This is a genomic window from Buttiauxella noackiae ATCC 51607 (assembly GCF_001654865.1).
Taxonomy (GTDB): domain Bacteria; phylum Pseudomonadota; class Gammaproteobacteria; order Enterobacterales; family Enterobacteriaceae; genus Buttiauxella; species Buttiauxella noackiae.
Genome location: NZ_LXEO01000055.1, coordinates 1 through 23,306, shown reverse-complemented (window position 1 = coordinate 23,306; position 23,306 = coordinate 1). Strand labels below are relative to the sequence as shown.

The 23,306-nt window shown below is 49.1% G+C and carries 24 protein-coding genes; 13 read left to right on the top strand and 11 right to left on the bottom strand.

Going from position 1 to position 23,306, the window contains the following annotated elements; genetic code table 11:
- Positions 1-89: 89 nt before the first annotated feature.
- The 4 genes from sbp to cpxP form a co-directional block, all read right to left on the bottom strand.
- Positions 90-1,079, bottom strand: coding sequence for a sulfate/thiosulfate ABC transporter substrate-binding protein Sbp (gene sbp / locus M979_RS18030; protein ID WP_034461432.1), 990 nt, complete (start codon positions 1,077-1,079; stop codon positions 90-92).
- A 152-nt stretch (positions 1,080-1,231) separates the two neighbouring features.
- Complete coding sequence (pfkA, locus tag M979_RS18025) at positions 1,232-2,194, bottom strand: 6-phosphofructokinase (protein WP_034461433.1); 963 nt, start codon at positions 2,192-2,194, stop codon at positions 1,232-1,234.
- A gap of 183 nt (positions 2,195-2,377) precedes the next feature.
- Positions 2,378-3,280, bottom strand: coding sequence for a CDF family cation-efflux transporter FieF (gene fieF / locus M979_RS18020; protein ID WP_034461434.1), 903 nt, complete (start codon positions 3,278-3,280; stop codon positions 2,378-2,380).
- Between the two features lie 124 nt (positions 3,281-3,404).
- Positions 3,405-3,917: a cell-envelope stress modulator CpxP gene (cpxP, locus tag M979_RS18015; protein ID WP_034461435.1), complete on the bottom strand. Its 513-nt coding sequence runs from the start codon at positions 3,915-3,917 to the stop codon at positions 3,405-3,407.
- Positions 3,918-4,067: 150 nt separating this feature from the next.
- Here cpxP and cpxR point away from each other — a divergent pair, with 150 nt between their 5' ends.
- The 3 genes from cpxR (at position 4,068) to trmL (ending at position 6,696) form a co-directional block, all read left to right on the top strand.
- Entirely contained in the window at positions 4,068-4,766 is a 699-nt protein-coding gene (cpxR, locus tag M979_RS18010; protein ID WP_034461436.1) for an envelope stress response regulator transcription factor CpxR, read from the top strand.
- Positions 4,763-6,133 (top strand): envelope stress sensor histidine kinase CpxA, encoded by a 1,371-nt coding sequence (gene cpxA, locus M979_RS18005; RefSeq protein WP_034461437.1) that lies wholly within the window; start codon positions 4,763-4,765, stop codon positions 6,131-6,133. The genes cpxR and cpxA overlap by 4 nt, the downstream gene beginning before the upstream one ends.
- A gap of 89 nt (positions 6,134-6,222) precedes the next feature.
- Entirely contained in the window at positions 6,223-6,696 is a 474-nt protein-coding gene (trmL, locus tag M979_RS18000; RefSeq protein WP_064555938.1) for a tRNA (uridine(34)/cytosine(34)/5-carboxymethylaminomethyluridine(34)-2'-O)-methyltransferase TrmL, read from the top strand.
- Here the strand turns inward: trmL and cysE are convergent.
- The 5 genes from cysE to M979_RS17975 form a co-directional block, all read right to left on the bottom strand.
- Positions 6,693-7,514, bottom strand: a complete 822-nt coding sequence (gene cysE, locus M979_RS17995) for a serine O-acetyltransferase (RefSeq protein ID WP_034461439.1) — start codon at positions 7,512-7,514, stop codon at positions 6,693-6,695. The genes trmL and cysE overlap by 4 nt on opposite strands.
- Before the next feature lie 116 nt (positions 7,515-7,630).
- Positions 7,631-8,650: an NAD(P)H-dependent glycerol-3-phosphate dehydrogenase gene (gpsA, locus tag M979_RS17990; RefSeq protein ID WP_034461440.1), complete on the bottom strand. Its 1,020-nt coding sequence runs from the start codon at positions 8,648-8,650 to the stop codon at positions 7,631-7,633.
- Positions 8,650-9,123 carry a protein-export chaperone SecB gene (gene secB, locus M979_RS17985; protein ID WP_034461441.1) on the bottom strand — a complete coding sequence of 158 codons (474 nt, stop codon included), beginning with the start codon at positions 9,121-9,123 and terminating at the stop codon, positions 8,650-8,652. The genes gpsA and secB overlap by 1 nt, the downstream gene beginning before the upstream one ends.
- A gap of 60 nt (positions 9,124-9,183) precedes the next feature.
- Entirely contained in the window at positions 9,184-9,435 is a 252-nt protein-coding gene (grxC, locus tag M979_RS17980) for a glutaredoxin 3 (RefSeq protein WP_034461442.1), read from the bottom strand.
- A gap of 23 nt (positions 9,436-9,458) precedes the next feature.
- On the bottom strand, positions 9,459-9,890 hold the full coding sequence (locus M979_RS17975; protein WP_034461443.1) for a rhodanese-like domain-containing protein: 432 nt from the start codon (positions 9,888-9,890) through the stop codon (positions 9,459-9,461).
- Between the two features lie 245 nt (positions 9,891-10,135).
- Between M979_RS17975 and gpmM the strand changes: the two genes are divergently transcribed.
- The 5 genes from gpmM (at position 10,136) to M979_RS17950 (ending at position 16,158) form a co-directional block, all read left to right on the top strand.
- The gene (gpmM, locus tag M979_RS17970; RefSeq protein WP_034461444.1) at positions 10,136-11,683 is read left to right on the top strand and encodes a 2,3-bisphosphoglycerate-independent phosphoglycerate mutase; all 1,548 of its coding nucleotides are present in this window, start codon (positions 10,136-10,138) and stop codon (positions 11,681-11,683) included.
- Between the two features lie 9 nt (positions 11,684-11,692).
- Positions 11,693-12,976, top strand: a complete 1,284-nt coding sequence (gene envC, locus M979_RS17965; RefSeq protein ID WP_034461445.1) for a murein hydrolase activator EnvC — start codon at positions 11,693-11,695, stop codon at positions 12,974-12,976.
- A 3-nt stretch (positions 12,977-12,979) separates the two neighbouring features.
- On the top strand, positions 12,980-13,951 hold the full coding sequence (locus M979_RS17960; RefSeq protein WP_064555937.1) for a divergent polysaccharide deacetylase family protein: 972 nt from the start codon (positions 12,980-12,982) through the stop codon (positions 13,949-13,951).
- A gap of 61 nt (positions 13,952-14,012) precedes the next feature.
- A complete protein-coding gene (locus M979_RS17955) occupies positions 14,013-15,245 on the top strand; it encodes a glycosyltransferase (RefSeq protein ID WP_064555936.1) in 1,233 nt (410 codons plus the stop codon).
- A complete protein-coding gene (locus M979_RS17950; RefSeq protein WP_034461448.1) occupies positions 15,238-16,158 on the top strand; it encodes a hypothetical protein in 921 nt (306 codons plus the stop codon). Before M979_RS17955 ends, M979_RS17950 begins: the two co-directional genes overlap by 8 nt.
- Positions 16,159-16,209: 51 nt before the next feature.
- On the opposite strand, the gene tdh is transcribed toward M979_RS17950, so the two are convergent.
- Together tdh and kbl are read right to left on the bottom strand one after the other, a co-directional pair.
- A complete protein-coding gene (tdh, locus tag M979_RS17945; RefSeq protein ID WP_064555935.1) occupies positions 16,210-17,235 on the bottom strand; it encodes an L-threonine 3-dehydrogenase in 1,026 nt (341 codons plus the stop codon).
- 10 nt (positions 17,236-17,245) lie between these two features.
- Complete coding sequence (gene kbl, locus M979_RS17940) at positions 17,246-18,442, bottom strand: glycine C-acetyltransferase (protein WP_034461450.1); 1,197 nt, start codon at positions 18,440-18,442, stop codon at positions 17,246-17,248.
- Positions 18,443-18,658: 216 nt separating this feature from the next.
- Between kbl and rfaD the strand changes: the two genes are divergently transcribed.
- The 5 genes from rfaD to M979_RS17915 all read left to right on the top strand — a co-directional run.
- Positions 18,659-19,633 carry an ADP-glyceromanno-heptose 6-epimerase gene (rfaD, locus tag M979_RS17935; RefSeq protein ID WP_034461451.1) on the top strand — a complete coding sequence of 325 codons (975 nt, stop codon included), beginning with the start codon at positions 18,659-18,661 and terminating at the stop codon, positions 19,631-19,633.
- Between the two features lie 80 nt (positions 19,634-19,713).
- Positions 19,714-20,763: an ADP-heptose--LPS heptosyltransferase RfaF gene (gene rfaF / locus M979_RS17930; protein ID WP_064555934.1), complete on the top strand. Its 1,050-nt coding sequence runs from the start codon at positions 19,714-19,716 to the stop codon at positions 20,761-20,763.
- Positions 20,763-21,740, top strand: coding sequence for a lipopolysaccharide heptosyltransferase RfaC (rfaC, locus tag M979_RS17925; protein ID WP_064555933.1), 978 nt, complete (start codon positions 20,763-20,765; stop codon positions 21,738-21,740). The genes rfaF and rfaC overlap by 1 nt, the downstream gene beginning before the upstream one ends.
- Before the next feature lie 6 nt (positions 21,741-21,746).
- Positions 21,747-22,823, top strand: coding sequence for a glycosyltransferase family 9 protein (locus M979_RS17920; protein ID WP_064555932.1), 1,077 nt, complete (start codon positions 21,747-21,749; stop codon positions 22,821-22,823).
- 73 nt (positions 22,824-22,896) lie between these two features.
- Positions 22,897-23,306 (top strand): glycosyltransferase family 9 protein (locus M979_RS17915; RefSeq protein ID WP_425338135.1); only part of this gene is annotated, 410 nt, incomplete at its 3' end.

Sequence of the window (23,306 nt, the reverse complement as noted above, 5' to 3'; positions counted from 1 at the left end):
ACCTCAGACATGATGAGAGGGTTGCCCAGCGTATCCCAAACTCCCGTAACCCAAAAGCAAAACGGCCCCTTTCGGGGCCGCCATTTCGTTTAACGCTGGCTAATTTGGTCGAAGGTTCCGCCATTCGAGAAGTGTTCTTTCTGCGCTTTGGTCCAGCCGCCAAACTCTTCATCAATGGTGAACAGTTTCAGTTTCGGGAAGGCATTTTCATACTTCTTCGCCACTTCTGCATTGCGAGGGCGATAATAGTTTTTCGCCGCAATTTCCTGGCCTTCCGGCGAGTAGAGGTATTTCAGATACTCTTCAGCAACCTTCTGAGTTCCTTTCTTATCGACCACTTTGTCGACTACGGAAACAGTCGGCTCGGCCAGAATAGATTCGCTCGGAGTGACAATCTCAAACTTATCTTTACCCAGTTCGTTAGTCGCCAGTAACGCTTCGTTTTCCCAGGCAATCAGCACATCGCCGATACCGCGCTCAACAAAGGTATTGGTTGAACCACGTGCGCCAGAATCCAGTACTTCTACGTTTTTATACAGCGCCTTCACGAAATCCTGCGCTTTGGCCTGGTCGTTATTGTTGTGATGCAGAGCGTAGCCCCAGGCAGCAAGATAGTTCCAGCGCGCACCGCCGGAGCTTTTTGGATTCGGGGTAATAACGGAAACGCCCGGTTTAATCAGATCGTTCCAGTCATGAATTTGTTTTGGGTTGCCTTTACGCACCAGGAAAACGATGGTTGAAGTGTAAGGCGCGGAGTTATCAGGCAGGCGTTTGATCCAGTTTTTGTCGATACGGCCACGCTCAGCAATCGCATCCACATCATAGGCCAGCGCCAAAGTCACGACATCAGCTTCAATACCATTGATTACTGATGTGGCTTGTTTACCGGAACCACCATGAGACTGGCGGATAACGACGTTATCGCCTGTTTGTTGCTTCCAGTGTGCACTGAACGCCTTGTTGTACTCGTCATAAAGTTCGCGAGTGGGATCGTATGAGACGTTAAGTAACTGAATATCTTTTGCCAGTACGCTGGTTGACGCCAACAGTAATGTAAGTCCAACTCCCCACTTATTCATCGTTCGCTCTCTTTAATCAGATTTGATAAAAGCAGCGTGCCAGAAATTTAACCATTCATTAAAGAATAAAAAAAGATTGGCTATAACTATCGAGCATATAACAAACGATAAAAAGCCGGGTTTCCCCGGCTTCAGATTTCACAACAAGTGAATTAGTAGAGTTTCTTGGCGCAATCCAGCCAGTCACCTTTGAATGGACGCTTCATGCTTTCAATAGCGTCAATGATGTCGTGGTGAACCAGTTTCTCATTCTGAATACCGACGCAACGACCACCATGGCCTTGCAGCAGCAGTTCGATGGAGTAAGCACCCATGCGGGAAGCCAGAATGCGATCGTAGGCAACCGGCGAACCACCGCGCTGAATGTGGCCCAGGACGGTGGCGCGAGTTTCGCGTTTGGTTTCCGTCTCGATATATTGAGCCAGCTCGTCGATGTCACAAATGTGCTCGGTAATAGCGACGATAGCGTGTTTTTTACCTTTCGCGATGCCCGCTTTGATCTCTTCAACCAGGTCTTCGCGATTAAACTCAACTTCTGGCAGCACAACAAACTCACAGCCACCAGCAATGGACGCAGCTAAGGTCAGGTCGCCACAGTAACGGCCCATCACTTCCACGATAGAAATACGCTGGTGGGAGGAAGAGGTGTCACGCAGACGGTCGATTGCTTCCACGACTGTTTCCAGAGCGGTGAAGAAGCCGATAGTGTAGTCGGTACCTTTGATGTCGTTATCAATGGTGCCTGGCAGGCCGATGCATGGGAAGCCCATTTCGGTCAGACGCATAGCACCCATATAGGAGCCATCACCACCGATAACAACCAGCGCATCGATACCGCGTTTTTTCAAATTCTCGATAGCCACTTCACGGATTTTCTCATCACGAAACTCCGGGAAACGAGCGGATCCCAGGAAGGTACCGCCGCGGTTAATCATATCGGACACGCTGTAGCGGTCCAGATTCACCATGCGATCTTCATACAAGCCGAGATAACCGTCATAAATACCTACGACTTCCAGACCTTCCGACAATGCAGCACGGACAACACCACGAATCGCGGCGTTCATACCTGGCGCATCACCGCCACTCGTCAACACACCAATTTTTTTGATCATGACTACCTCTGAACTTTTAAATGCAAATTAATCCTGTTGCCGGAAACGGCCTGCGGCATGCCGAGGCGTCGACTCTGCTACAAATAGTATAACAACCGCTTCTTGCTGAATTGATTCAGGTCAGGCCATATGCCGGTATCTTAACCACAAAATATCGGTTCAGCCTGACCTTACAACGAAAAATTAAAGCTCAAAATGCCCTTGTTGCTGCGTCGGAACAACCGAGCAGGGGTCCTGGTGAATTATCACATCTGACCCAGGGAAGCGACGTAAAATCGCTTGCTCCACTTGTTCGGCAATAACATGCGCCTGAACCAGTGGTAGATTGTCTTCCATTTCAATATGGACTTGAATAAAGCGGGTCGGCCCTGACTGCCGCGTACGTAAGTCATGCGCCCCTTTGACCCCTGGCCATGCATTGATGACATCAATAATTGCCTGACGTTCATCATCTGGTAATGCACGGTCTAAAAGAGATTGTACGGCTTCATGCCCCATACGAATCGCGTTATATAAAATATAGACGCCAATACCTAAAGCAAATATCGAATCCGCACGATGCCATCCATACCAGGACAGCGCCAGTGCAACAAGAATTGCTCCGTTCATCATAACATCAGACTGATAATGAAGCATATCTGCCCGAACGGCCTGACTTTGCGTCTTCCTCACAACCCAGCGCTGGAAAGTCACAAGTATTAACGTGCTGAATAATGCAATGACCGTGACTACGACACCAACTAATGGTTGTTTCATCTGTGACGGTTCAGCTAGATGTTGGATCCCCGTCAAAAAAAGGAATAGTGCAGAACCTGAAATAAACATACTTTGCGCCAGAGCAGCCAGCGATTCAGCTTTACCATGGCCAAATGTATGTTCTTCATCCGCCGGTTGCAGTGAGTAACGTACGACAAGAAGATTAGTCAGCGACGCAGCAATGTCCACCAGCGAATCCACCAATGCAGCCAGAATACTGACCGAACCGGTATACCACCAGGCGAAAATCTTAATCAAAAGTAACAATGATGCCATTACCGTCGCGGCGATTGCCGCACGGCTGACCAGTTTCCCATATTGTTGATTCATAGGGGCTCCAGCAAATGATTGCTGGCTAGTATAGCGGATTCACCTGAACCTTCAGGCAAAAAAAACCCGCCGGTTAAGGCGGGGAAGACAGGGATGGTGTCTATGGCAAGGAAAACAGGGTTTGTTACTGGTTACTACGCTTACTGCTACTACTCAGTGCCTGCATCGAAGACATCTGTTGCAGGTCCGCCAGTTCACGGAATTGATCCATGCGCTGTTGGTGTTTGTCATTTAAAACGGCCTGTTGCTCAGGGCTTAACAAGCGGTACATTTGGTTGCGTACTTTCGCCATTTCAACCTGGCGAGTCACTTGTTCTTGTGCCATTTTTTCAGCCTGGGCACGCACTGCCGTTTCATCAAAATTGTCTGCGGTGACCAGGTTATGCATGGTCTCCATTTCGCTTACATTCACGGGTGGGCTATCATGCCGTGCCCGTTGCATAAGATCGCGCATTTGCTGGCGCTGTTGTTCGGTCAGGTTTATCCCATCGAACATATGGCTCTGAAGGTGATTACGCTTCACTAAACCTTCACCGCCCTGGTACCAGTTATCGCTGGCCGGTAACTCTTTGGCCTGACTAGCCAGGGTTATCAGAGTCAATGTAGAGGCCATGACGGCAGCGGTAACATTGCGCATCACTTGCTCCTGAAATCATCTGTGCTGCGATTCAACGAGATTCAGTCTACGATTCCCGCTGCAAACTAGCGTCAGGGGGTGTAAAACAACGTAAAGTCATAGATTAGCGCGCCTTGATGACGTAATTTCTGCCTCGGAGGTAATTTAACAATGAATAAAATTCTGCTAGTTGATGATGACCGAGAGCTTACTTCCCTATTAAAGGAACTGCTCGACATGGAAGGTTTTAACGTAATTGTTGCCCACGATGGCGAACAAGCGTTGGAGCTTCTTGATGACACCATTGACCTTTTATTGCTCGACGTGATGATGCCAAAGAAAAATGGCATTGATACATTGAAAGAGTTGCGCCAGTCACACCAGACTCCAGTCATTATGCTGACAGCACGAGGAAGTGAGCTGGATCGCGTTCTCGGCCTTGAACTGGGTGCAGATGACTATCTGCCTAAACCCTTTAACGATCGTGAGCTGGTGGCCCGTATACGCGCTATTTTGCGTCGTTCACACTGGAGTGAGCAGCAGCAAAACAGTGACAGTGGCTCACCGACTGTCGAAGTTGACGGTTTAAGCCTTAACCCAGGCCGCCAGGAAGCCAGCTTTGATGGACAAGCGCTGGATTTGACCGGTACCGAATTCACCCTGCTCTATTTGCTGGCACAGCATCTGGGCCAGGTGGTTTCACGCGAACATTTAAGCCAGGAAGTTCTGGGTAAACGCCTGACACCTTTCGACCGTGCAATCGACATGCATATTTCCAATTTGCGTCGTAAGTTGCCGGACCGCAAAGATGGCCATCCGTGGTTTAAAACATTACGTGGCCGCGGCTACCTGATGGTGTCTGCTTCATGATAAGTAGCCTTACCGCGCGTATTTTTGCCATCTTCTGGTTGACGTTGGCGTTAGTGCTAATGCTAGTGCTGATGCTGCCTAAACTGGATTCGCGTCAAATGACCGAGTTGATGGAGAATGAGCAACGTCAAGGCATCATGATTGAACAGCATGTCGAAGCGGAACTTGAAAACGATCCACCAAATGACCTGATGTGGTGGCGTCGTTTGTTCCGGGCCATTGATAAATGGGCACCGCCGGGACAGCGTTTATTACTCGTGACCAGCGAAGGGCGAGTTATTGGCGCCCAGCGTAATGAAATGCAGATCATTCGTAACTTTATCGGCCAGTCTGATAACGCCGATCATCCGCAAAAGAAAAAATATGGTCGCGTAGAATTGGTGGGGCCATTCGCTGTGCGTGATGGCGAAGATAACTACCAGCTCTACCTGATTCGCCCTGCAAGTAATTCCCAATCTGATTTTATTAACCTGCTGTTTGATAGACCTTTACTGTTACTTATTGTCACGATGCTGGTCAGTTCACCGCTGCTATTATGGTTGGCGTGGAGCCTGGCAAAACCTGCGCGTAAGTTGAAAAACGCCGCTGATGAAGTAGCCCAGGGTAATTTACGCCAACACCCTGAACTCGAATCCGGACCGCAAGAGTTTCTCGCAGCTGGTGCCAGCTTTAACCAGATGATTACCGCGCTGGAAAGGATGATGACAAGCCAGCAAAGGCTGTTGTCTGACATTTCGCATGAACTGCGTACTCCGCTAACTCGTTTGCAATTAGGCACCGCCCTGCTGCGCCGTAAAACGGGTGAAAGCAAAGAGCTTGAACGTATTGAAACGGAAGCTCAGCGTCTGGATGGCATGATCAACGATCTTCTGGTGATGTCACGCAATCAGCAAAAAAATGCACTGGCGAGCGAGACGATGAAAGCCAATCAAATTTGGTCAGAAGTGCTGGATAACGCAGCCTTTGAAGCCGAACAGATGGGTAAATCATTAGAAGTCACTTACCCGCCAGGCCCGTGGTTGATGTACGGCAACCCTAACGCACTGGAAAGTGCATTAGAAAATATCGTCCGCAACGCATTGCGTTATTCGCACACGAAAATTGCAGTCAACTTCTCTGTTGATAATCAAGGGATTACTATCACAGTTGATGATGATGGCCCAGGCGTCAGCCCGGAAGATCGTGAGCAAATTTTCCGTCCGTTCTATCGTACAGACGAAGCGCGCGATCGCGAATCTGGTGGTACAGGTCTGGGGCTTGCGATTGTAGAAACTGCCGTTCAGCAACATCGTGGCTGGGTGAAAGCCGATGACAGTCCATTAGGTGGTTTGCGACTGGTACTTTGGTTACCACTCTATCATCGCTAATTTTCCATCATAAATTACAGGCCCTTCGGGGCCTGTTTTCCTTCCAGCGATAAATTGTTATTCTGCGCGCCTTGTCTTATGGGGGCCGTATGCTGAATATCGTGTTGTTTGAACCTGAAATCCCACCGAATACCGGAAATATCATCCGTCTTTGCGCCAATACGGGCTTCCGGTTACATATCATTGAGCCAACGGGTTTTGGCTGGGATGACAAGCGTCTGCGCCGCGCAGGCCTGGATTATCATGAGTTCGCTGCGGTTAATCGCCATAAAGACTACAGCGCTTTTCTGGAAGCAGAAAACCCGCAACGCTTGTTTGCATTAACCACTAAAGGCACGCCGGCCCACAGTGCCGTGAGTTATCAGGATAGTGACTATTTGGTGTTTGGCCCGGAAACGCGCGGCCTGCCAGCTACGATTCTTGACGCTTTGCCTGCTGAGCAAAAAATCCGCATCCCAATGATGCCGGACAGCCGCAGCATGAATTTGTCGAATGCAGTATCGGTGGTGGTGTATGAAGCATGGCGCCAGCTTGGCTATCCCGGCGCCGTTCTGAGAAGTTAGATTCCGTCGCCGTACTCAAAACCATTGTTAGCACCGTTGAAGTGCTGATCCATATCGATGGCAGGCATATCGCTTTCAGGCTTGCCAACAATTCGAGCTGGAACACCAGCCGCCGTGGTATGAGGCGGCACTGGTTGTAACACCACAGAACCTGCACCAATTTTCGCCCCACGCCCAATTTCAATATTGCCAAGGATTTTCGCACCGGCACCAATCATCACGCCTTCACGAATTTTCGGATGGCGGTCGCCGCTGGTTTTTCCAGTACCGCCAAGTGTTACCGACTGCAAAATTGACACGTCGTTTTCAACGATTGCCGTTTCACCGATCACAATGCCGGTCGCGTGATCGAGCATGATCCCACAGCCAATTCTCGCAGCTGGGTGGATATCTACCTGGAATGACACAGAAACTTGATTTTGCAGGAAAATCGCTAACGCCCTACGGCCCTCTTTCCACAGCCAATGGCCGATACGGTAAGACTGTAAAGCATGAAAACCTTTCAGGTATAACAGCGGGGTAGAATATTTATCGACTGCCGGGTCACGGGTGCGCACCGCCTGAATGTCATGAGCTGCTGAGGCAATCATTTGTGGTTCTGCGGCATATGCTTCTTCGACAACTTCACGAATCGCAATGGCTGGCATAATCGGGGAGGCGAGTTTGTTGGCGAGCATATAGCTCAGCGCACTGCCCAAGTTTTCGTGTTTGAGGAGAGTTGCGTGGTAAAAACTGGCCAACATCGGTTCACAATCGGCAAGCGCTCGCGCTTCGGCTTTAATGTTGCTCCACACCAGATCCAGTTCTTCAGACGACATTGCTCTCTCCAGACAGAAAAACAGCGCCCGGCACAAAGTACCGGAACGCTTCAGTTATTGCGGTTTTGTCGTTCCATCATCCGTAACTATACCCACAACTTGAAGTATGACGGGTATTAGCTGCCGCTCCGTTCATCCTTGCGCGTTCGACCAAGCAACGTTAATGCTGCCTCGCGCGCGTTTTTTCCGCAATACAATACCTGATAAATTTCCTCGGTTATTGGCATTTCAACGCCAAAACGCGCCGCCAGCTCCCGCACTTCTTTAGTGTTGCGGTAACCTTCAACGACCTGGCCGATTTTCTGCTGTGCCGAATCAACATCCGCACCCTGCCCCAGCGCCATACCGAAGCGACGGTTACGTGACTGGTTGTCGGTACAAGTCAGGACCAAATCGCCCAAACCGGCCATTCCCATAAACGTTTCAGGGTCTGCGCCTAAAGCAGTGCCAAGACGCGTCATTTCAGCGAGGCCACGAGTGATCAACGCAGTACGGGCGTTCGCACCAAAGCCAATACCGTCTGACATCCCCGCGCCAATCGCAATAACGTTTTTCACCGCACCGCCCAACTGCACGCCAATGAAATCTGGGTTGCTGTAGACACGGAAGCTTTTGCCGCAGTGCAGCAGTTGCTGGAGATCCTGCGCGAAGGTTTCGTCAGTTGCCGCAAGAGCAATTGCCGTTGGTAAACCCGCTGCAAGTTCTTTAGCAAACGTTGGACCGGAAATTACCGCTAAAGGAATTTCGTCACCCAAAGCTTCACGCGCAACGTCTTGCAAAAGACGCCCGGTTTCAGCTTCCAGACCTTTAGTCGCCCACACGATACGCGCATCTTTGCGCATAAGCGGTTTGATTTGGCGTAGAACTTCGCCAAAGACATGGCTCGGCACTACTACCAGAATATTACGGCTGGCAGATAACGCTTTCGCTAAATCGCTTTCGAGGTGAAGTGTGTCAGGGAAAGGAACGTCAGGAAGAAACGCCGCATTACAGCGATCTGCCTGCAATACAGCAAGGTGTTTAGGGTCATGGCCCCACAGAACAACGTGGTGGCCATTACGTGCCAGGGTGATGGCAAGAGCGGTGCCGTACGAACCGGCACCGATCACAGTCATTGAAGCATTAAGGCTGTTCATCAGGCATCCTGATGGTTTTCAGCACCTTCGCCTTCGCCAGATTGCTGCTGCAGATAACTCATGAACAGCGCATCGAAGTTAACCGGTGCAAGGTTCAGCTGCGGGAAGGTGCCACGAGAAACCAGGCTAGTGATTGCTTCACGTGCATAAGGGAACAGAATGTTCGGGCAGTACGCACCCAGGCAATGTGCCATCTGCGGACCTTCGATCCCACCGATGGAGAAGATACCTGCCTGCTGAACTTCGCACAGGAATGCAGTGTCTTCGCCAAGTGTTGCGGTCACAGTTACGCGCAACACTACTTCATAAACGTCGTCTGCCAGCTGGCTTGAAGCGGTATCGAGATCCAGCTTCACTTCAGGCTGCCAGTCTTTCTGGAATACGTGTGGTGCATTTGGTGCTTCGAAAGAGATGTCCTTGGTGTAAACACGCTGAATCTGGAAAGCCATTTCTGTGTTGTTTTGTTCTGACATTGTTAAACCCTTAAAAAATTAATACGTCCTTAAACGGCAGTAAGCGACAAAGGAACTGCACTAGCGCAACAGGGGATCAAGTCCACCACGAGCATCAAGTGCATACAAGTCATCGCAACCACCAATGTGCTGTGCGTCAATAAAAATCTGCGGCACTGTGGTGCGCCCACTGCGTTTAATCATCTCTTCACGCTTTACGGCATCGCCGTCAATCGCCAACTCCTGAAACGAGACCCCTTTGCTTTGCAGCAGGTCTTTTGCACGGTGGCAAAACGGACAGGTTGCTTTGGTATAGATTTCAATATTCGCCATGGTTTACCTCAGTGTACGTAGCATTATTTTCCGCGAACTAATGGCAGGTTTTCCCCGCTCCAGCCAGCGATACCTTCTTTCAGCAAGGTCACTTTTTCAAAACCGGCTTTCGTCAGCAGTGCGGCTGATTCTTGAGAAGAAACACCATTAGCGCAAACCACAATCACTGGTTGTGCTTTATGTTTTTCCAGCTCACCAAAGTTGCCAGTTTTAATATCAGCAGGCAGAACATTCAATGAGTTAGCAATATGGCCTTTGCGGAAATCATCACGGGAACGCACATCTACAACAACAGCGTCTTCTTTGTTGATAAGACGTGTCGCTTCACCACGGGTGATAACCTTAACTTTAGAAGTTAAACCTTTAAAGGTCATGAAAAGTACGGCGGCCAGTAAGCCAACCCACGCCAGACTAAGTATGGGATGACGACTAACGAATTGCATAATTTCTTGCATGGGGGGGTGTAACTCCCGACTAAGTAATATAAAAAAACCAGGTGAGGAGTATACATTTGCGTTGTGCCAAATACAGCCAGTCTGCGCCAGGTAATGTAGATTCTGCGGACTGTTACGAAAAAAATTACCGCAACGACGTAAAACCGATCACAATCCAGCCTCTTTCTTTGATCTTCTGCGGCTATTTACCCCGCAGCCTGTAGTAAAATTACGCAAATTTTGTCTTTGACTTAGAGGTTGTCGCAATGTCAGTTACTAAAAAACCTATGGTTCTGGTGATTCTGGATGGCTATGGCCACCGCGAAGAGCAGCAGGATAACGCTATTCTGAATGCTAAAACCCCGGTTATGGATAGCCTGTGGGCGAAGCGTCCACACACTTTAATCAACGCATCCGGCCTGGAAGTCGGTCTGCCAGAAGGCCAAATGGGTAACTCCGAAGTTGGCCATGTAAACCTCGGCGCTGGCCGTATTGTTTACCAGGACCTGACTCGTCTGGACGTTGAAATTAAAGAACGTACTTTCTTCGCAAACCCGACGCTGACTGCAGCAGTAGACAAAGCGGTTGCTGCTGGCAAAGCAGTACACATCATGGGTCTGGCTTCAGCCGGTGGCGTTCACAGCCACGAAGAACACATTCTGGCAATGATTGAACTGGCAGCTGAACGTGGCGCAGAAGCCATCTACCTGCACGCATTCCTCGATGGTCGCGATACACCGCCACGTAGTGCAGAATCTTCTCTGAAGAAGTTTGCCGATAAGTTTGCTGCACTAGGCAAAGGCCGCGTTGCTTCTCTGATTGGCCGTTACTACGCTATGGACCGCGACAACCGCTGGGATCGCGTTGAACTGGCTTACGATCTGCTGACTCTGGCTCAAGGCGAATACCAGGCAGAAACCGCTATTGCGGGCCTGGAAGCAGCATACGCACGTGATGAAAACGATGAATTCGTTAAACCGACTGTGATTCGTGCACAAGGCGAAGCAGAAGCCGTAATGAACGATGGCGACGCGCTGATCTTCATGAACTTCCGTGCTGACCGTGCTCGCCAAATCACCCGTACTTTTGTTAACGCTGACTTCGACGGCTTTGCACGTAAGAAAGTGGTTAACTTCGGCGATTTCGTGATGCTGACCGAATACGCAGCAGACATCAAAGCCGCTTGTGCTTACCCACCTGCTTCACTGACCAATACTTTCGGTGAATGGATGGCGAAGCACGATAAAACTCAGTTGCGTATCTCCGAAACTGAAAAATATGCTCACGTTACCTTCTTCTATAACGGTGGAGTTGAAGAGCCATTTGCTGGCGAAGACCGCATTCTGATTAACTCCCCGAAAGTTGCTACTTACGATCTGCAACCAGAAATGAGTTCTGTAGAACTGACCGAAAAACTGCTGGCAGCTATCAACAGCGGTAAATACGACACCATCATTTGTAACTATCCAAATGGTGACATGGTCGGTCATACCGGTGTTTATGAAGCGGCTATTGCTGCGGTTGAAGCACTGGATGGTTGCATCGCTCAGGTTGTCTCTGCGGTTGAAAATGTTGGCGGGCAGTTGCTTATCACCGCTGACCACGGTAACGCAGAACAGATGGCTGACCCGGCAACTGGCCAGGCGCACACCGCGCATACCAGCCTGCCTGTTCCATTGATTTATGTGGGCGATCGTAGTGTGAAAGCGGTAGAAGGCGGCAAGCTTTCTGACATCGCGCCAACAATGTTGAGCCTGATGGGTATGGAAATCCCGCAAGAGATGACTGGCAAGCCGCTGTTCATCGTGGAATAATCCCTCCCCATGAGGGGAAAGGCGATTTTTTCAATAACATGGGCCGTGAAAACGAAACTGTTTTCAGTCAGGCCTATGATGTACGCCAGCGTTTTAAGCGCTGGCGTATTGTTATGCCCCTCGATCAGCCATGCCGACGATCGAGCCGAGCTGAAATCTATCCAGCAGAATATTGCTACTCAAGAACGTGCGGTACGTCAGCAACAGCAGCAACGCTCTACATTACTCGCTCAACTCCAGGCACAAGAAAAAGCGATTGCCGAAGCCAGCCGCAAGCTGCGCGATACGCAAAACACGCTTGCCGACCTCAACCGCCAAATTGACACCATGAATGCTTCACTCGCGAAACTGCAAAAACAGCAGGCCTCGCAGGAACGTAATCTGGCGGCACAACTCGATGCTTCTTTTCGTCAGGGTCAACATACCGGCATTCAGCTGATATTAAGCGGTGAAGAAAGCCAGCGAGGACAGCGCTTACAGGCTTACTTTGGCTATCTGAATGCTGCGCGCCAGGAAACGATTGAAGGGCTTAAGCAGACGAAAGCTGAGGTGGCGGAGCAAAAAGAGAGTCTGGAGTCCAAGCAAACCGAACAGCAAACACTGCTTTACGAACAACAAGCCCAGCAAACTAAGCTGGAAAGCGCCCGTAACGAGCGCAAAAAGACGCTATCCACTCTTGAATCTTCTTTGCAGCAAGATCAGCAAAAGCTGAGCGAAATGCGCCAGAACCAGTCTCGCCTTCAGGGGCAAATAGCCCGGGCAGAAGCGGCAGCCAAAGCGCGGGCAGAGAAAGAAGCACGTGAAGCTGAGCAGGTTAGAAATCGTCAGAAAGAAGCCACCAGCAAAGGTAGTACCTACAAACCAACAGAAAGCGAACGCTCACTGATGTCACGTACTGGTGGCCTGGGATCGCCAAACGGACAAGCTTTCTGGCCGGTGCGCGGTTCAATTCTGCATCGTTATGGCGAACAGCTTCAGGGTGAGCTACGTTGGAAAGGGATTGTTATCGCCGCAGGTGAAGGCACTGAAGTTAAAGCCATTGCCGATGGACGTGTGATCCTTGCCGACTGGCTGCAAGGCTATGGTTTGGTTGTGGTTGTCGAACACGGCAAAGGCGATATGAGTTTGTACGGTTATAACCAAAGCGCATTGGTTAATGTTGGAACACAAGTACGCGCCGGCCAGGCAATTGCACTGGTGGGCAACAGTGGTGGTCAGGGCCGCCCGTCACTTTATTTCGAAATTCGTCGCCAGGGCCAGGCAGTCAATCCACAACCGTGGTTGGGAAGATAAGTTTTGCTTCAATTCCGTCGTGTGTTTTTCTCTCTCGTCAGCACACTCATGCTGGCAAACCCCGTTTACGCCGGAAAGCTGGCAATCGTTATAGATGACTTTGGTTATCGCCCCGCGCAAGAAAATCAGGTTATCGCTCTTCCTTCTAATATTTCCGTGGCTGTTTTACCCAATGCCCCTCACGCACGCGAAATGGCAACCAAAGCACATAATGCCGGGCATGAAGTGCTAATCCATTTACCGATGGCTCCACTGAGCAAACAGCCGCTGGAAAAAGATACTTTGCGCCCGGATATGAGCAGCGGCGAAATCGAACGCATTATTCGCGAAGCGGTTAATGATGTTCCTTATGCTGTGGGACTCAATAACCATATGGGCAGCGCGATGACGTCCAGCCTGTTCGGTATGCAAAAAGTGATGCAGGCATTAGGGCAATATAATCTCTATTTTCTCGACAGCATGACAATCGGCAACAGTCAGTCGATGCGGGCCGCAGCTGGAACCAGCGTTAAAGTTATCAAGCGCAAAGTGTTCCTCGACGATACGCAAAACGAAGCCGATATCCGTTTCCAGTTTAATCGTGCTGTAGAGTTAGCGCGCCGAAATGGCTCCGCGATAGCCATCGGCCATCCACACCCAACAACCGTGCGCGTATTGCAACAGATGGTCTACAACTTGCCTTCGGATATTACGCTGGTCCGCCCGAGCAGCTTGTTGAACGAGCCGCAGGTTGATACCTCAAAACCAAACAATACTCGCCCTGTAGTGCCCGGCAAACCAACGGAACAACCGCGTAATCCATTTAAAGGCATTAGTTTGTGCAAACCGAAACAACCTTTGCAACCTGTCTATGCCACTACGTTCTTCACTGTGTTGAGTGAAAGCATCAGCCAGAGCCAATTAATGCAATATATGCAGCATCAGTGGCAGGGCTGGGGAAAAAGCACACCCACAGTTGGAAATGTCGCGGGATAGTTATCACGGTTGATAGCCCTTATAATGCCGCGTTGAATAAAGCTACAGGAGTCGGTCTACGATGACGCAACAGCGGCATAAAATTCTCTTGCTGGATAACGGTAAAGAGTGGGGCGGCGGGACCAACAGTATGTTGGAACTGCTCAAACGTATTGACCGCCAACGGTTTGATATCACGTGCTGCTTTTACTACAACTACGCGCGTGGTGAAGGTGAAACCATTGAGAAAGTGCTGACCAGCATTCAGATTCCTGTCATTTTTATCCCCCAACGTAAACAACCTGGCTGGGCAAAAATCTGCAAGGAAGTCGCTCGCTCATTTTTGTTTTTCAGCAAGTCAGGGCGCAAAAAGGTAACCGCCTATATTGATGAGCAATGGCGCATCAAACCTAACGCAATGGCGTTGCGTGAGCGGTTGCAGAAAGATGGCTACGAAATTCTATATATGAATAACCAGCCGGGCTCTAACCTGGAAGGATATCTGGCAGCCGAGCCGCTCAATGTTGCGGTCGTGCAACACTGTCGTATCGAACCGGTAATGAGTCAGGCGATTACAAAAATCGTGAACCGTACAGGCAACGCTATAATTGCTGTCTCTCATGGTGTGGAAAGCGTGCTGCTTAACCACGGCGTGAAAAAGTCGCTCTGTACTACTGTTCCTAACGCCATTGATGTTCACCAGCCCTTACCTTCTGGCGAGGCGGTACGCCGCTCGTTGGGCATTGGCGACGATACATTTTTGTTTGGTAGTATCGGCTCGCTTATCCCAAGAAAATCCTGCCACCATACACTGGAAGCTTTGCACCGTTTTCAGCAACAGCATCCCGACGCAAAATGGAAATTTATTCTGGTAGGCGAAGGGGCCGAACGCGAAAAACTAAAACGCCAGGCCGCTGATTACGGATTTGCAGATCGGGTTATCTTTACCGGCTTTCGTAACAACCCGCTGGATTTTCTGGCCGCATTTGATGTCTTTATTCTGGCATCGAAAAGCGAAGGACTACCGCGTGTCGTGCTCGAATCCATGCTGCTTAAAACCGTAGTAATCGGTTCAAATGTGACGGGGACGGCAGAGTTAATCGACTCAGGACGTACCGGTCTGCTTTATCCTTATGGCGATACCATCATGCTCGCTTCGCATCTTCAGCAGGTATGGCAAGATAGCGCATTACGTGATGCCCTCACACAAGCCGCCTACCAACGCGTGATTGATAACTATGCGATCGAACACTATGTTGCCGGTGTCGAAGCCGTACTTGGCGCAGTAAAACCAACCCGGAATGAATATGTTTAAATTTCTGAACCCAAAATATCGCCATATTACGGCGCGACATAATATCCCTTATCAGGAACCTGCGGCCGGAAGTGCGGCAGTGCCAGTGACATCGATTGTCATTCCTTGCGCAGGTGTGGATTACATCGAAGAAGGCTTACTTTCTGCGCAATTCGCGGCTCGTTTTGCTCCTGAAGTTGAAGAGATCGTGATTGTTTCCGATCGCCCTGCGCACGAATTTGGTGAACTTCCACCGAAAACCCGCATCGCAACTCTTGAGCTTCCACAACGCGAGGAAGGGTACCGTTATAAGCAAATTTATCTCAGCCGTTTAATCAAACTAAACGCACCATTGCAGGCCCGCACAGACGGTATTTTGATGATCGATTCCGATCTCAATTTGCTGCAAATGCCGCGTTTTAAAATTGAAGAGCACCACATTTACTCCAGTTTCCGTCAGGGCAAAATGATCGCCAAACTGGATAAAGCTCCGGTCGATAAAGTCCCCGCCTATTATAAAGATACCGTGCGTCCATATATTGTGGATCACGTTAACGGGGCATTCCTCGCGGCAACGCGTAAAACCTGGCGTCGAATTTGCCCGTTATGGCTCACGCTCTTCCAGGACACCTGGGAGTTGATGGACGATAGCCAGCCACCAACAGATCAACTGCCGCTAGCCGCGTTGCTGGATATGCTCGATATCAAAACCGTGAATTTAGGTGACTGGATGAACTGGCCGGTATCCAAGAAAATTGGCGGCACACCATCGGTGATTCCGAAACAAGTTGTGGGCGCGCATGGCGGTTTCCCACTTTCTGAATGGCAAAAATATCTGGTTTCGCCAGAGAGTGAATTACTGTTTAAAGGACAGGATTACACGCGCAAAGTGCGTTATCTGACAGATGCTGAAAAACAGATGGCAAGTGAATAAAAATGTTAAAAAGGCCGGTTTCCCGGCCTTTTTAAATCAACTGAGCAACAATTAATCCCAGCTAAGAATGACTTTACCAGACTGCCCGGAACGCATGGCATCAAAACCTTTCTGGAAATCATCGATACCAAAACGGTGAGTGATGATTGGTGACAGATCCAGACCAGACTGAATCAGCGCCGCCATTTTGTACCAGGTTTCGAACATTTCACGCCCGTAAATGCCTTTAATGAACAAGCCCTTGAAGATGACTTTTGTCCAGTCGATAGACATATCTGACGGCGGAATACCCAGCATCGCAATACGGCCACCGTGGTTCATGGTATCGAGCATGGTACGGAATGCCGGTGGAGCACCAGACATTTCCAGACCCACATCAAAACCTTCGGTCATGCCCAGTTCTTTCATTACGTCGGCCAGGTTTTCTTTGCTGACGTTGACCGCACGGGTCACACCCATTTCACGCGCAAGTTCCAGACGGTATTCGTTAACATCGGTGATCACGACATTACGCGCGCCAACGTGTTTTGCTACAGCCGCCGCCATAATACCGATTGGGCCAGCGCCTGAAACCAGTACATCCTCACCAACCAGATCGAATGACAGCGCAGTGTGAACAGCGTTGCCGAACGGGTCAAAGATAGAGGCTAAATCGTCAGAAATGTTGTCAGGGATTTTGAAAGCATTGAACGCAGGCAGCACCAGGTATTCTGCAAAACAACCCGGACGGTTTACACCAACGCCTGTCGTGTTACGGCACAAGTGAGTACGGCCGGCACGACAGTTACGGCAGTGGCCACAAGTGATATGGCCTTCACCGGATACGCGGTCGCCAATTTTAAAACCTTTAACTTCCTGGCCGATGCCAACCACTTCACCCACATATTCGTGACCAACAACCATCGGAACCGGAATAGTTTTCTGCGACCATTCGTCCCAGTTATAAATATGCACATCGGTGCCGCAGATTGCGGTTTTACGGATTTTAATCAGCAGATCGTTATGACCCATTTCAGGCTTGGGTGCATCCGTCATCCAGATGCCTTCTTCTGCTTTCAGTTTCGCTAATGCTTTCATGACCGCTCCCTCAGGCGATAACGCCCAACTGTTTACCGATACGCGTAAATGCGTCAACCGCACGTTCAATTTGTTCAGTCGTGTGAGCCGCTGACATCTGAGTACGAATGCGAGCCTGACCTTTTGGTACTACCGGGAAGAAGAACCCAGTGACATAAATGCCTTCTTTTTGCAGTTCACGCGCAAAGTTCTGCGCCACAACCGCTTCACCTAACATCACAGGGATGATGGCGTGATCCGCACCCGCCAGGGTAAAACCTGCTGCAGACATTTTCTCGCGGAACAAACTCGCGTTAGCCCAAAGACGAGCACGAATTTCGGCACCGGTTTCCAGCATTTCCAGAACTTTGATGGATGCCGAAACGATAGCCGGTGCCAAAGAGTTAGAGAAAAGGTATGGGCGAGAGCGCTGGCGCAACCACTCAATCACTTCTTTACGACCCGCAGTGTAGCCACCAGATGCACCACCGAGCGCTTTGCCTAACGTGCCGGTGATGATGTCTACACGATCCATCACATCGCAATATTCATGCGTGCCACGACCATTTTCACCGACAAAACCGACGGCGTGAGAATCATCGACCATCACCAGCGCGTCATATTTATCAGCTAAATCACAAACACCATTCAGGTTGGCAATCACGCCATCCATAGAGAACACACCGTCGGTGGCAATCATGATGTGACGAGCCCCTGCTGCACGCGCTTCTTTTAGGCGAGCCTCAAGTTCTTGCATATCGTTGTTTGCATAGCGATAACGCTGCGCTTTGCACAGACGCACGCCATCAATAATGGACGCGTGGTTCAGGGCATCAGAAATAATCGCATCTTCCGGGCCGAGTAGCGTTTCAAACAGGCCGCCGTTAGCATCGAAGCAGGAAGAGTAAAGAATCGCGTCTTCCATTCCGAGGAAGCCTGCAAGTTTGCCTTCCAGCTCTTTATGGCTGTCTTGTGTTCCACAAATGAAACGCACAGATGCCATCCCAAAGCCGTGTGTGTCCATGCCCTGCTTTGCGGCATCGATCAGTTGCGGGTGGTTAGCGAGCCCCAGATAGTTATTGGCGCAGAAGTTAATAACATGACTGCCATCAGCAACAGTGATATCTGCCTGTTGGGCAGAAGTGATAATACGTTCTTCTTTAAACAACCCTTCCGCTCGTGCGGTTTCAAGTTGGGATGTTAACTGTTGGTAAAAATCTCCGCGCATTGCGATTCTCCAGGCATGGCTAATTTCGGCACATATTACCCAAACCTATACCAGGACACGAGATTACGCTTCAATGAAATTGAAATTTGCAGCATAAATCACGAGGCTGAGAAACTTCCTCTGATTAGGCGGGTCCATCAATGTAATGGTATGATAAGAGCCATTAGCGCGTGAGGTATTGTGCCTTACGGCCCTCTTTTTTTAAGGTTTTCGCTTATGATTATTGTCACCGGCGGTGCTGGCCTTATTGGCAGCAACATCATTAAGTCACTGAATGATATCGGCCATACTGATATCCTGGTAGTCGACAACCTAAAGGATGGCACCAAGTTCGCCAACCTCGTAGATTTAAATATTGCCGACTACATGGATAAAGAAGACTTCTTAATCCAGATTATGGCAGGTGAAGAATTCGGCGATATCGAAGCAATTTTCCATGAAGGTGCTTGTTCTTCCACCACCGAGTGGGATGGAAAGTACATGATGGACAATAACTATCAGTACTCAAAAGAACTTCTGCATTACTGCCTCGAACGCGAAATTCCATTCCTGTATGCCTCATCAGCTGCAACTTACGGCGGCCGCAACAGCGATTTTATCGAGTCTCGTGAATTCGAGCAGCCGCTTAATGTTTACGGTTACTCCAAGTTCCTGTTCGACGAATACGTACGCCAAATCCTGCCTGAAGCTAGCTCCCAGATTACTGGCTTCCGTTACTTCAACGTCTACGGGCCACGCGAAGGCCACAAAGGCAGCATGGCAAGCGTTGCGTTCCATCTGAACACTCAGTTGAACAACGGCGAAAATCCAAAACTGTTTGAAGGCAGCGATAACTTTAAGCGCGACTTCATCTACGTGGGTGATGTTGCAGCGGTTAACCTGTGGTTCTGGCAGAACGGCGTATCTGGTATCTATAACTGCGGCACCGGTCGTGCGGAATCCTTCCAGGCCATTGCCGACGCAGCCCTGGCATTCCATAAAAAAGGCAGCATTGAGTACATTCCGTTCCCGGAAAAACTCAAAGGCCGCTATCAGGCGTTTACTCAGGCCGACTTAACCAATCTGCGTGCTGCAGGTTACGACAAGCCATTCAAAACTGTAGCCGAAGGCGTAACAGAATATATGGCCTGGCTGAACCGTGACGCAGCTACACAAAATCATTCAGGCGGGATCAAGGCGGCAAATGAGTGAAGCACCAGGAACATAGGATAACTATGTGACTGGTGTGAACAAATGAAGCCAACGCAGAGACAGCTTGAAGGATGAAGTGTATGAAAATACTGGTGATTGGCCCGTCATGGGTGGGCGACATGATGATGTCGCAAAGTCTCTATCGCACGCTCAAGGCTCGCTATCCCCAGGCAATCATTGATGTGATGGCACCGGCCTGGTGCCGTCCGTTATTGTCGCGTATGCCGGAAGTGAACGAAGCGTTGGCGATGCCGCTTGGCCATGGCGCTCTTGAGATTGGTGAACGTCGCCGCCTTGGGCACGCCCTGCGTGCTAAACGTTACGATCAAGCTTATGTGCTGCCAAACTCATTCAAATCTGCATTGGTTCCTTTCTTTGCCAACATCCCACAACGTACCGGCTGGCGCGGTGAAATGCGCTATGGGTTGCTCAACGACGCCCGCGTGCTGGATAAGCAAGCCTGGCCATTAATGGTCGAGCGTTATGTTGCGTTAGCATATGAGAAAGGGGTAATGCAGTCGGCTAAAGATCTCCCCCAGCCGTTGCTATGGCCTCAGTTGCAAGTCAACGAAAGCGAAAAGCTCCAGACAACTGCAGCGTTTAGCCTCGATGCTAAACGCCCAATTATTGGTTTCTGCCCTGGAGCTGAATTTGGTCCGGCGAAACGCTGGCCGCATTATCACTACGCAACCCTTGCTGGCAAACTCATTGATGATGGCTATCAAGTTGTGTTGTTTGGTTCGGCAAAAGATAAAGAAGCCGGGAATGATATTGTCGCCGCGTTAACCACGCAACAGCAGGCGCATTGCCGTAATCTTGCAGGTGATACCGCTCTTGAGCAAGCCGTTATACTCATCGCCGCTTGTCAGGCTGTGGTAAGTAACGATTCAGGTTTAATGCACGTTGCCGCAGCTCTCAATCGCCCACTTGTTGCGTTGTATGGCCCAAGCAGCCCAGACTTTACCCCGCCGCTTTCGCATAAGGCACGAGTCATCCGACTGATTAGCGGCTATCACAAAGTGCGTAAAGGCGACGCCGCAGAAGGCTACCATCAAAGTTTGATTGATATTACTCCTGAGCGAGTAATGGAAGAGCTTGCAGCCCTGCTGCTAGCGGAGAAAGAAGCGTAATGCGGGTATTAATCGTCAAAACATCGTCAATGGGTGACGTGCTACATACTTTGCCTGCGCTGACTGACGCAATGAACGCCATTCCTGGTATCCGCTTCGATTGGGTAGTTGAAGAAGGCTTTGCACAAATCCCCACCTGGCATCCAGCTGTCGATAAAGTTCTTCCAGTGGCGATTCGTCGCTGGCGTAAAAGCTGGTTTTCAGCCGCAGTGAAAGCCGAGCGTGCTGCATTCTACCAGGCGCTACGTGTCGAGAATTACGATCTCATCGTTGATGCCCAAGGTTTAATAAAGAGCGCTGCTCTGGTTACCCGGAAAGCCCGTGGGATAAAACATGGTATGGACTGGAATAGCGCCCGTGAACCGTTAGCCAGCCTCTTTTACAATCGCCGGCATTCAATCGCGAAACAGCAACATGCCGTAGAACGTACCCGCGAGTTATTTGCCAAAAGCATTGGTTATCAAAAGCCTGAAAAACAAGGTGACTATGCAATAGCCCGGCATTTTCTGGCTACCGCGCCGTCAGATATGGGGGAATATATGATTTTCCTTCATGCCACCACACGCGATGAAAAACACTGGCCGGAATCACACTGGCGAGATCTTATTCAATTAATGCACAATACTGGCTTACGTATTAAACTCCCGTGGGGCGCAAATCACGAGCACGAACGGGCAATTCGTTTGGCTGAAGGATTTGATAATGTTGAAGTGTTGCCACGTCTGTCCCTTGAACAGGTAGCCAAACAACTTGCTGGAGCCAGAGCTGTTGTCTCCGTCGATACCGGATTAAGTCATCTGACCGCCGCATTAGGTCAGCCAAACATCACATTGTATGGCCCAACCGATCCGGGTTTAATTGGTGGCTACGGTGAAAATCAACATGAAATCAGGGGCGCAGGAAAAAATATGGCTAACATCACCGCTGTAGAAACGTTTACCGCACTCCAGAAAATTAGCCACTTAACGACAGAATAACGATTAATGAGCTATCTAATCCTCTTTATCCTCTTTCTTCCGTTCAAATTGATCGGAAAACTGTTTTATAAAAAAACCGGCCGAAACTTACTCATTCAAACGGCAAAAATAGGCGATTTTGTCAACGTTACGCCTTTACTCGCCCATCTGAAGCATAGTGATGTTTTGATCAGCAAAACTGTTCTTCCTTTGGCTAAGCATGATGAAACTATCGATACCATTTTCTTGATTGAAGAACATAAAAAGAGCCTATGGCGCAAATTTCGCCTGGCTTTCAAAATTATGAATTGCTACGAAAATGTTTACTTGTTACATCCAAATAGTACGAATCTGTTCTTTGCATCAGTCTGTAATGCGAAGAACAAACAGTATTTGTCGACTTATACGCGTCGCTGGTATCAAGCTCCACTTTACTTTACGGCTACAGGTACTGTTGAACATAGTAAAAACCAATTAACTGTCGACGATTATCTTAAGCTCGCTGATCGTACTTTGACCTGGCGTAATGTCCCTAAGCATGCCACCCGGCCATTACGAAAGCCTGAGTCCTACCCAATATCGCTTGATAAACAAAATGTTATAAAAATCGGCCTGAGTATATCTGCAGGAAACAAGTCAAAAACAATTCCAGCTGCTGTATGGAAAAAAGTATTTGATGCTTTAGGTGACTTAAATTGTATTTACTATGTCTTCGGTCCTCAAAGCGAACAAGTATGGCTCGATGACTTGCACCGTGAAGTTGGTGAACGAGAAGATATTGTGAGTCTGATTGGCGAATTACCTTTGGAAGATGTCCCTTTTGCTATCAGTAAAATGGATTTCTATATTGCATCAGATTCTGGAAATGTTTATATAGCAGATGCAATTGGTGTTCCTATTGTCCTCATTTATGGTCCGTGCTGCATTGAGGAGCAACGTCCATTAGGCAACGTTCTGTTGATTGGCCACAAAGAGTACGAAAAATCATATATTTTTGAAGCTCCTTACTATTTTGATCGCTCAAGAGAAGAGATGTTTGCGTTGAGCAAAGATGATCTTATAAAAATACGCACATTCATTTCAAGAGAAAACAATATCTCCTGACTTATGATATTTTTGGAGCTGACTTGATGTCATTAAACCACCATAAAGACAGTTATTAGATAGAGTGATTCTTATGTCTCAACCCCATAAAAAATTCGCCAAGCTAAGACAATGGAACCGGCGTCGGAACTATTATTTAAAATCATTGCGCATGCGCTTTGCAAAATTGCTCTGGGATTACCGTTCTCGCGCCCCTTTCGAGCTTAATGACATTAAAAAAGTATTGCTCTTACGGGATGATGGTAAAATAGGAGATATGGTCGTTTCCACATCTTTATTCAGGGAATTCCATTCACGCGGTTATATCGTGGATGTCCTTGCAACTCCTGAAAATGTTATTATTATTGAAAACAACCCTTTTATCAGGAAAATATTAACAACGAACTCTAATAATTTGGTCGATTATTTATTTAAAGAACAATATGACGCAGTCATTGATATGGGTGACAAAATATCGCCTGCCAGTTTGCATTTTCTCCGAAA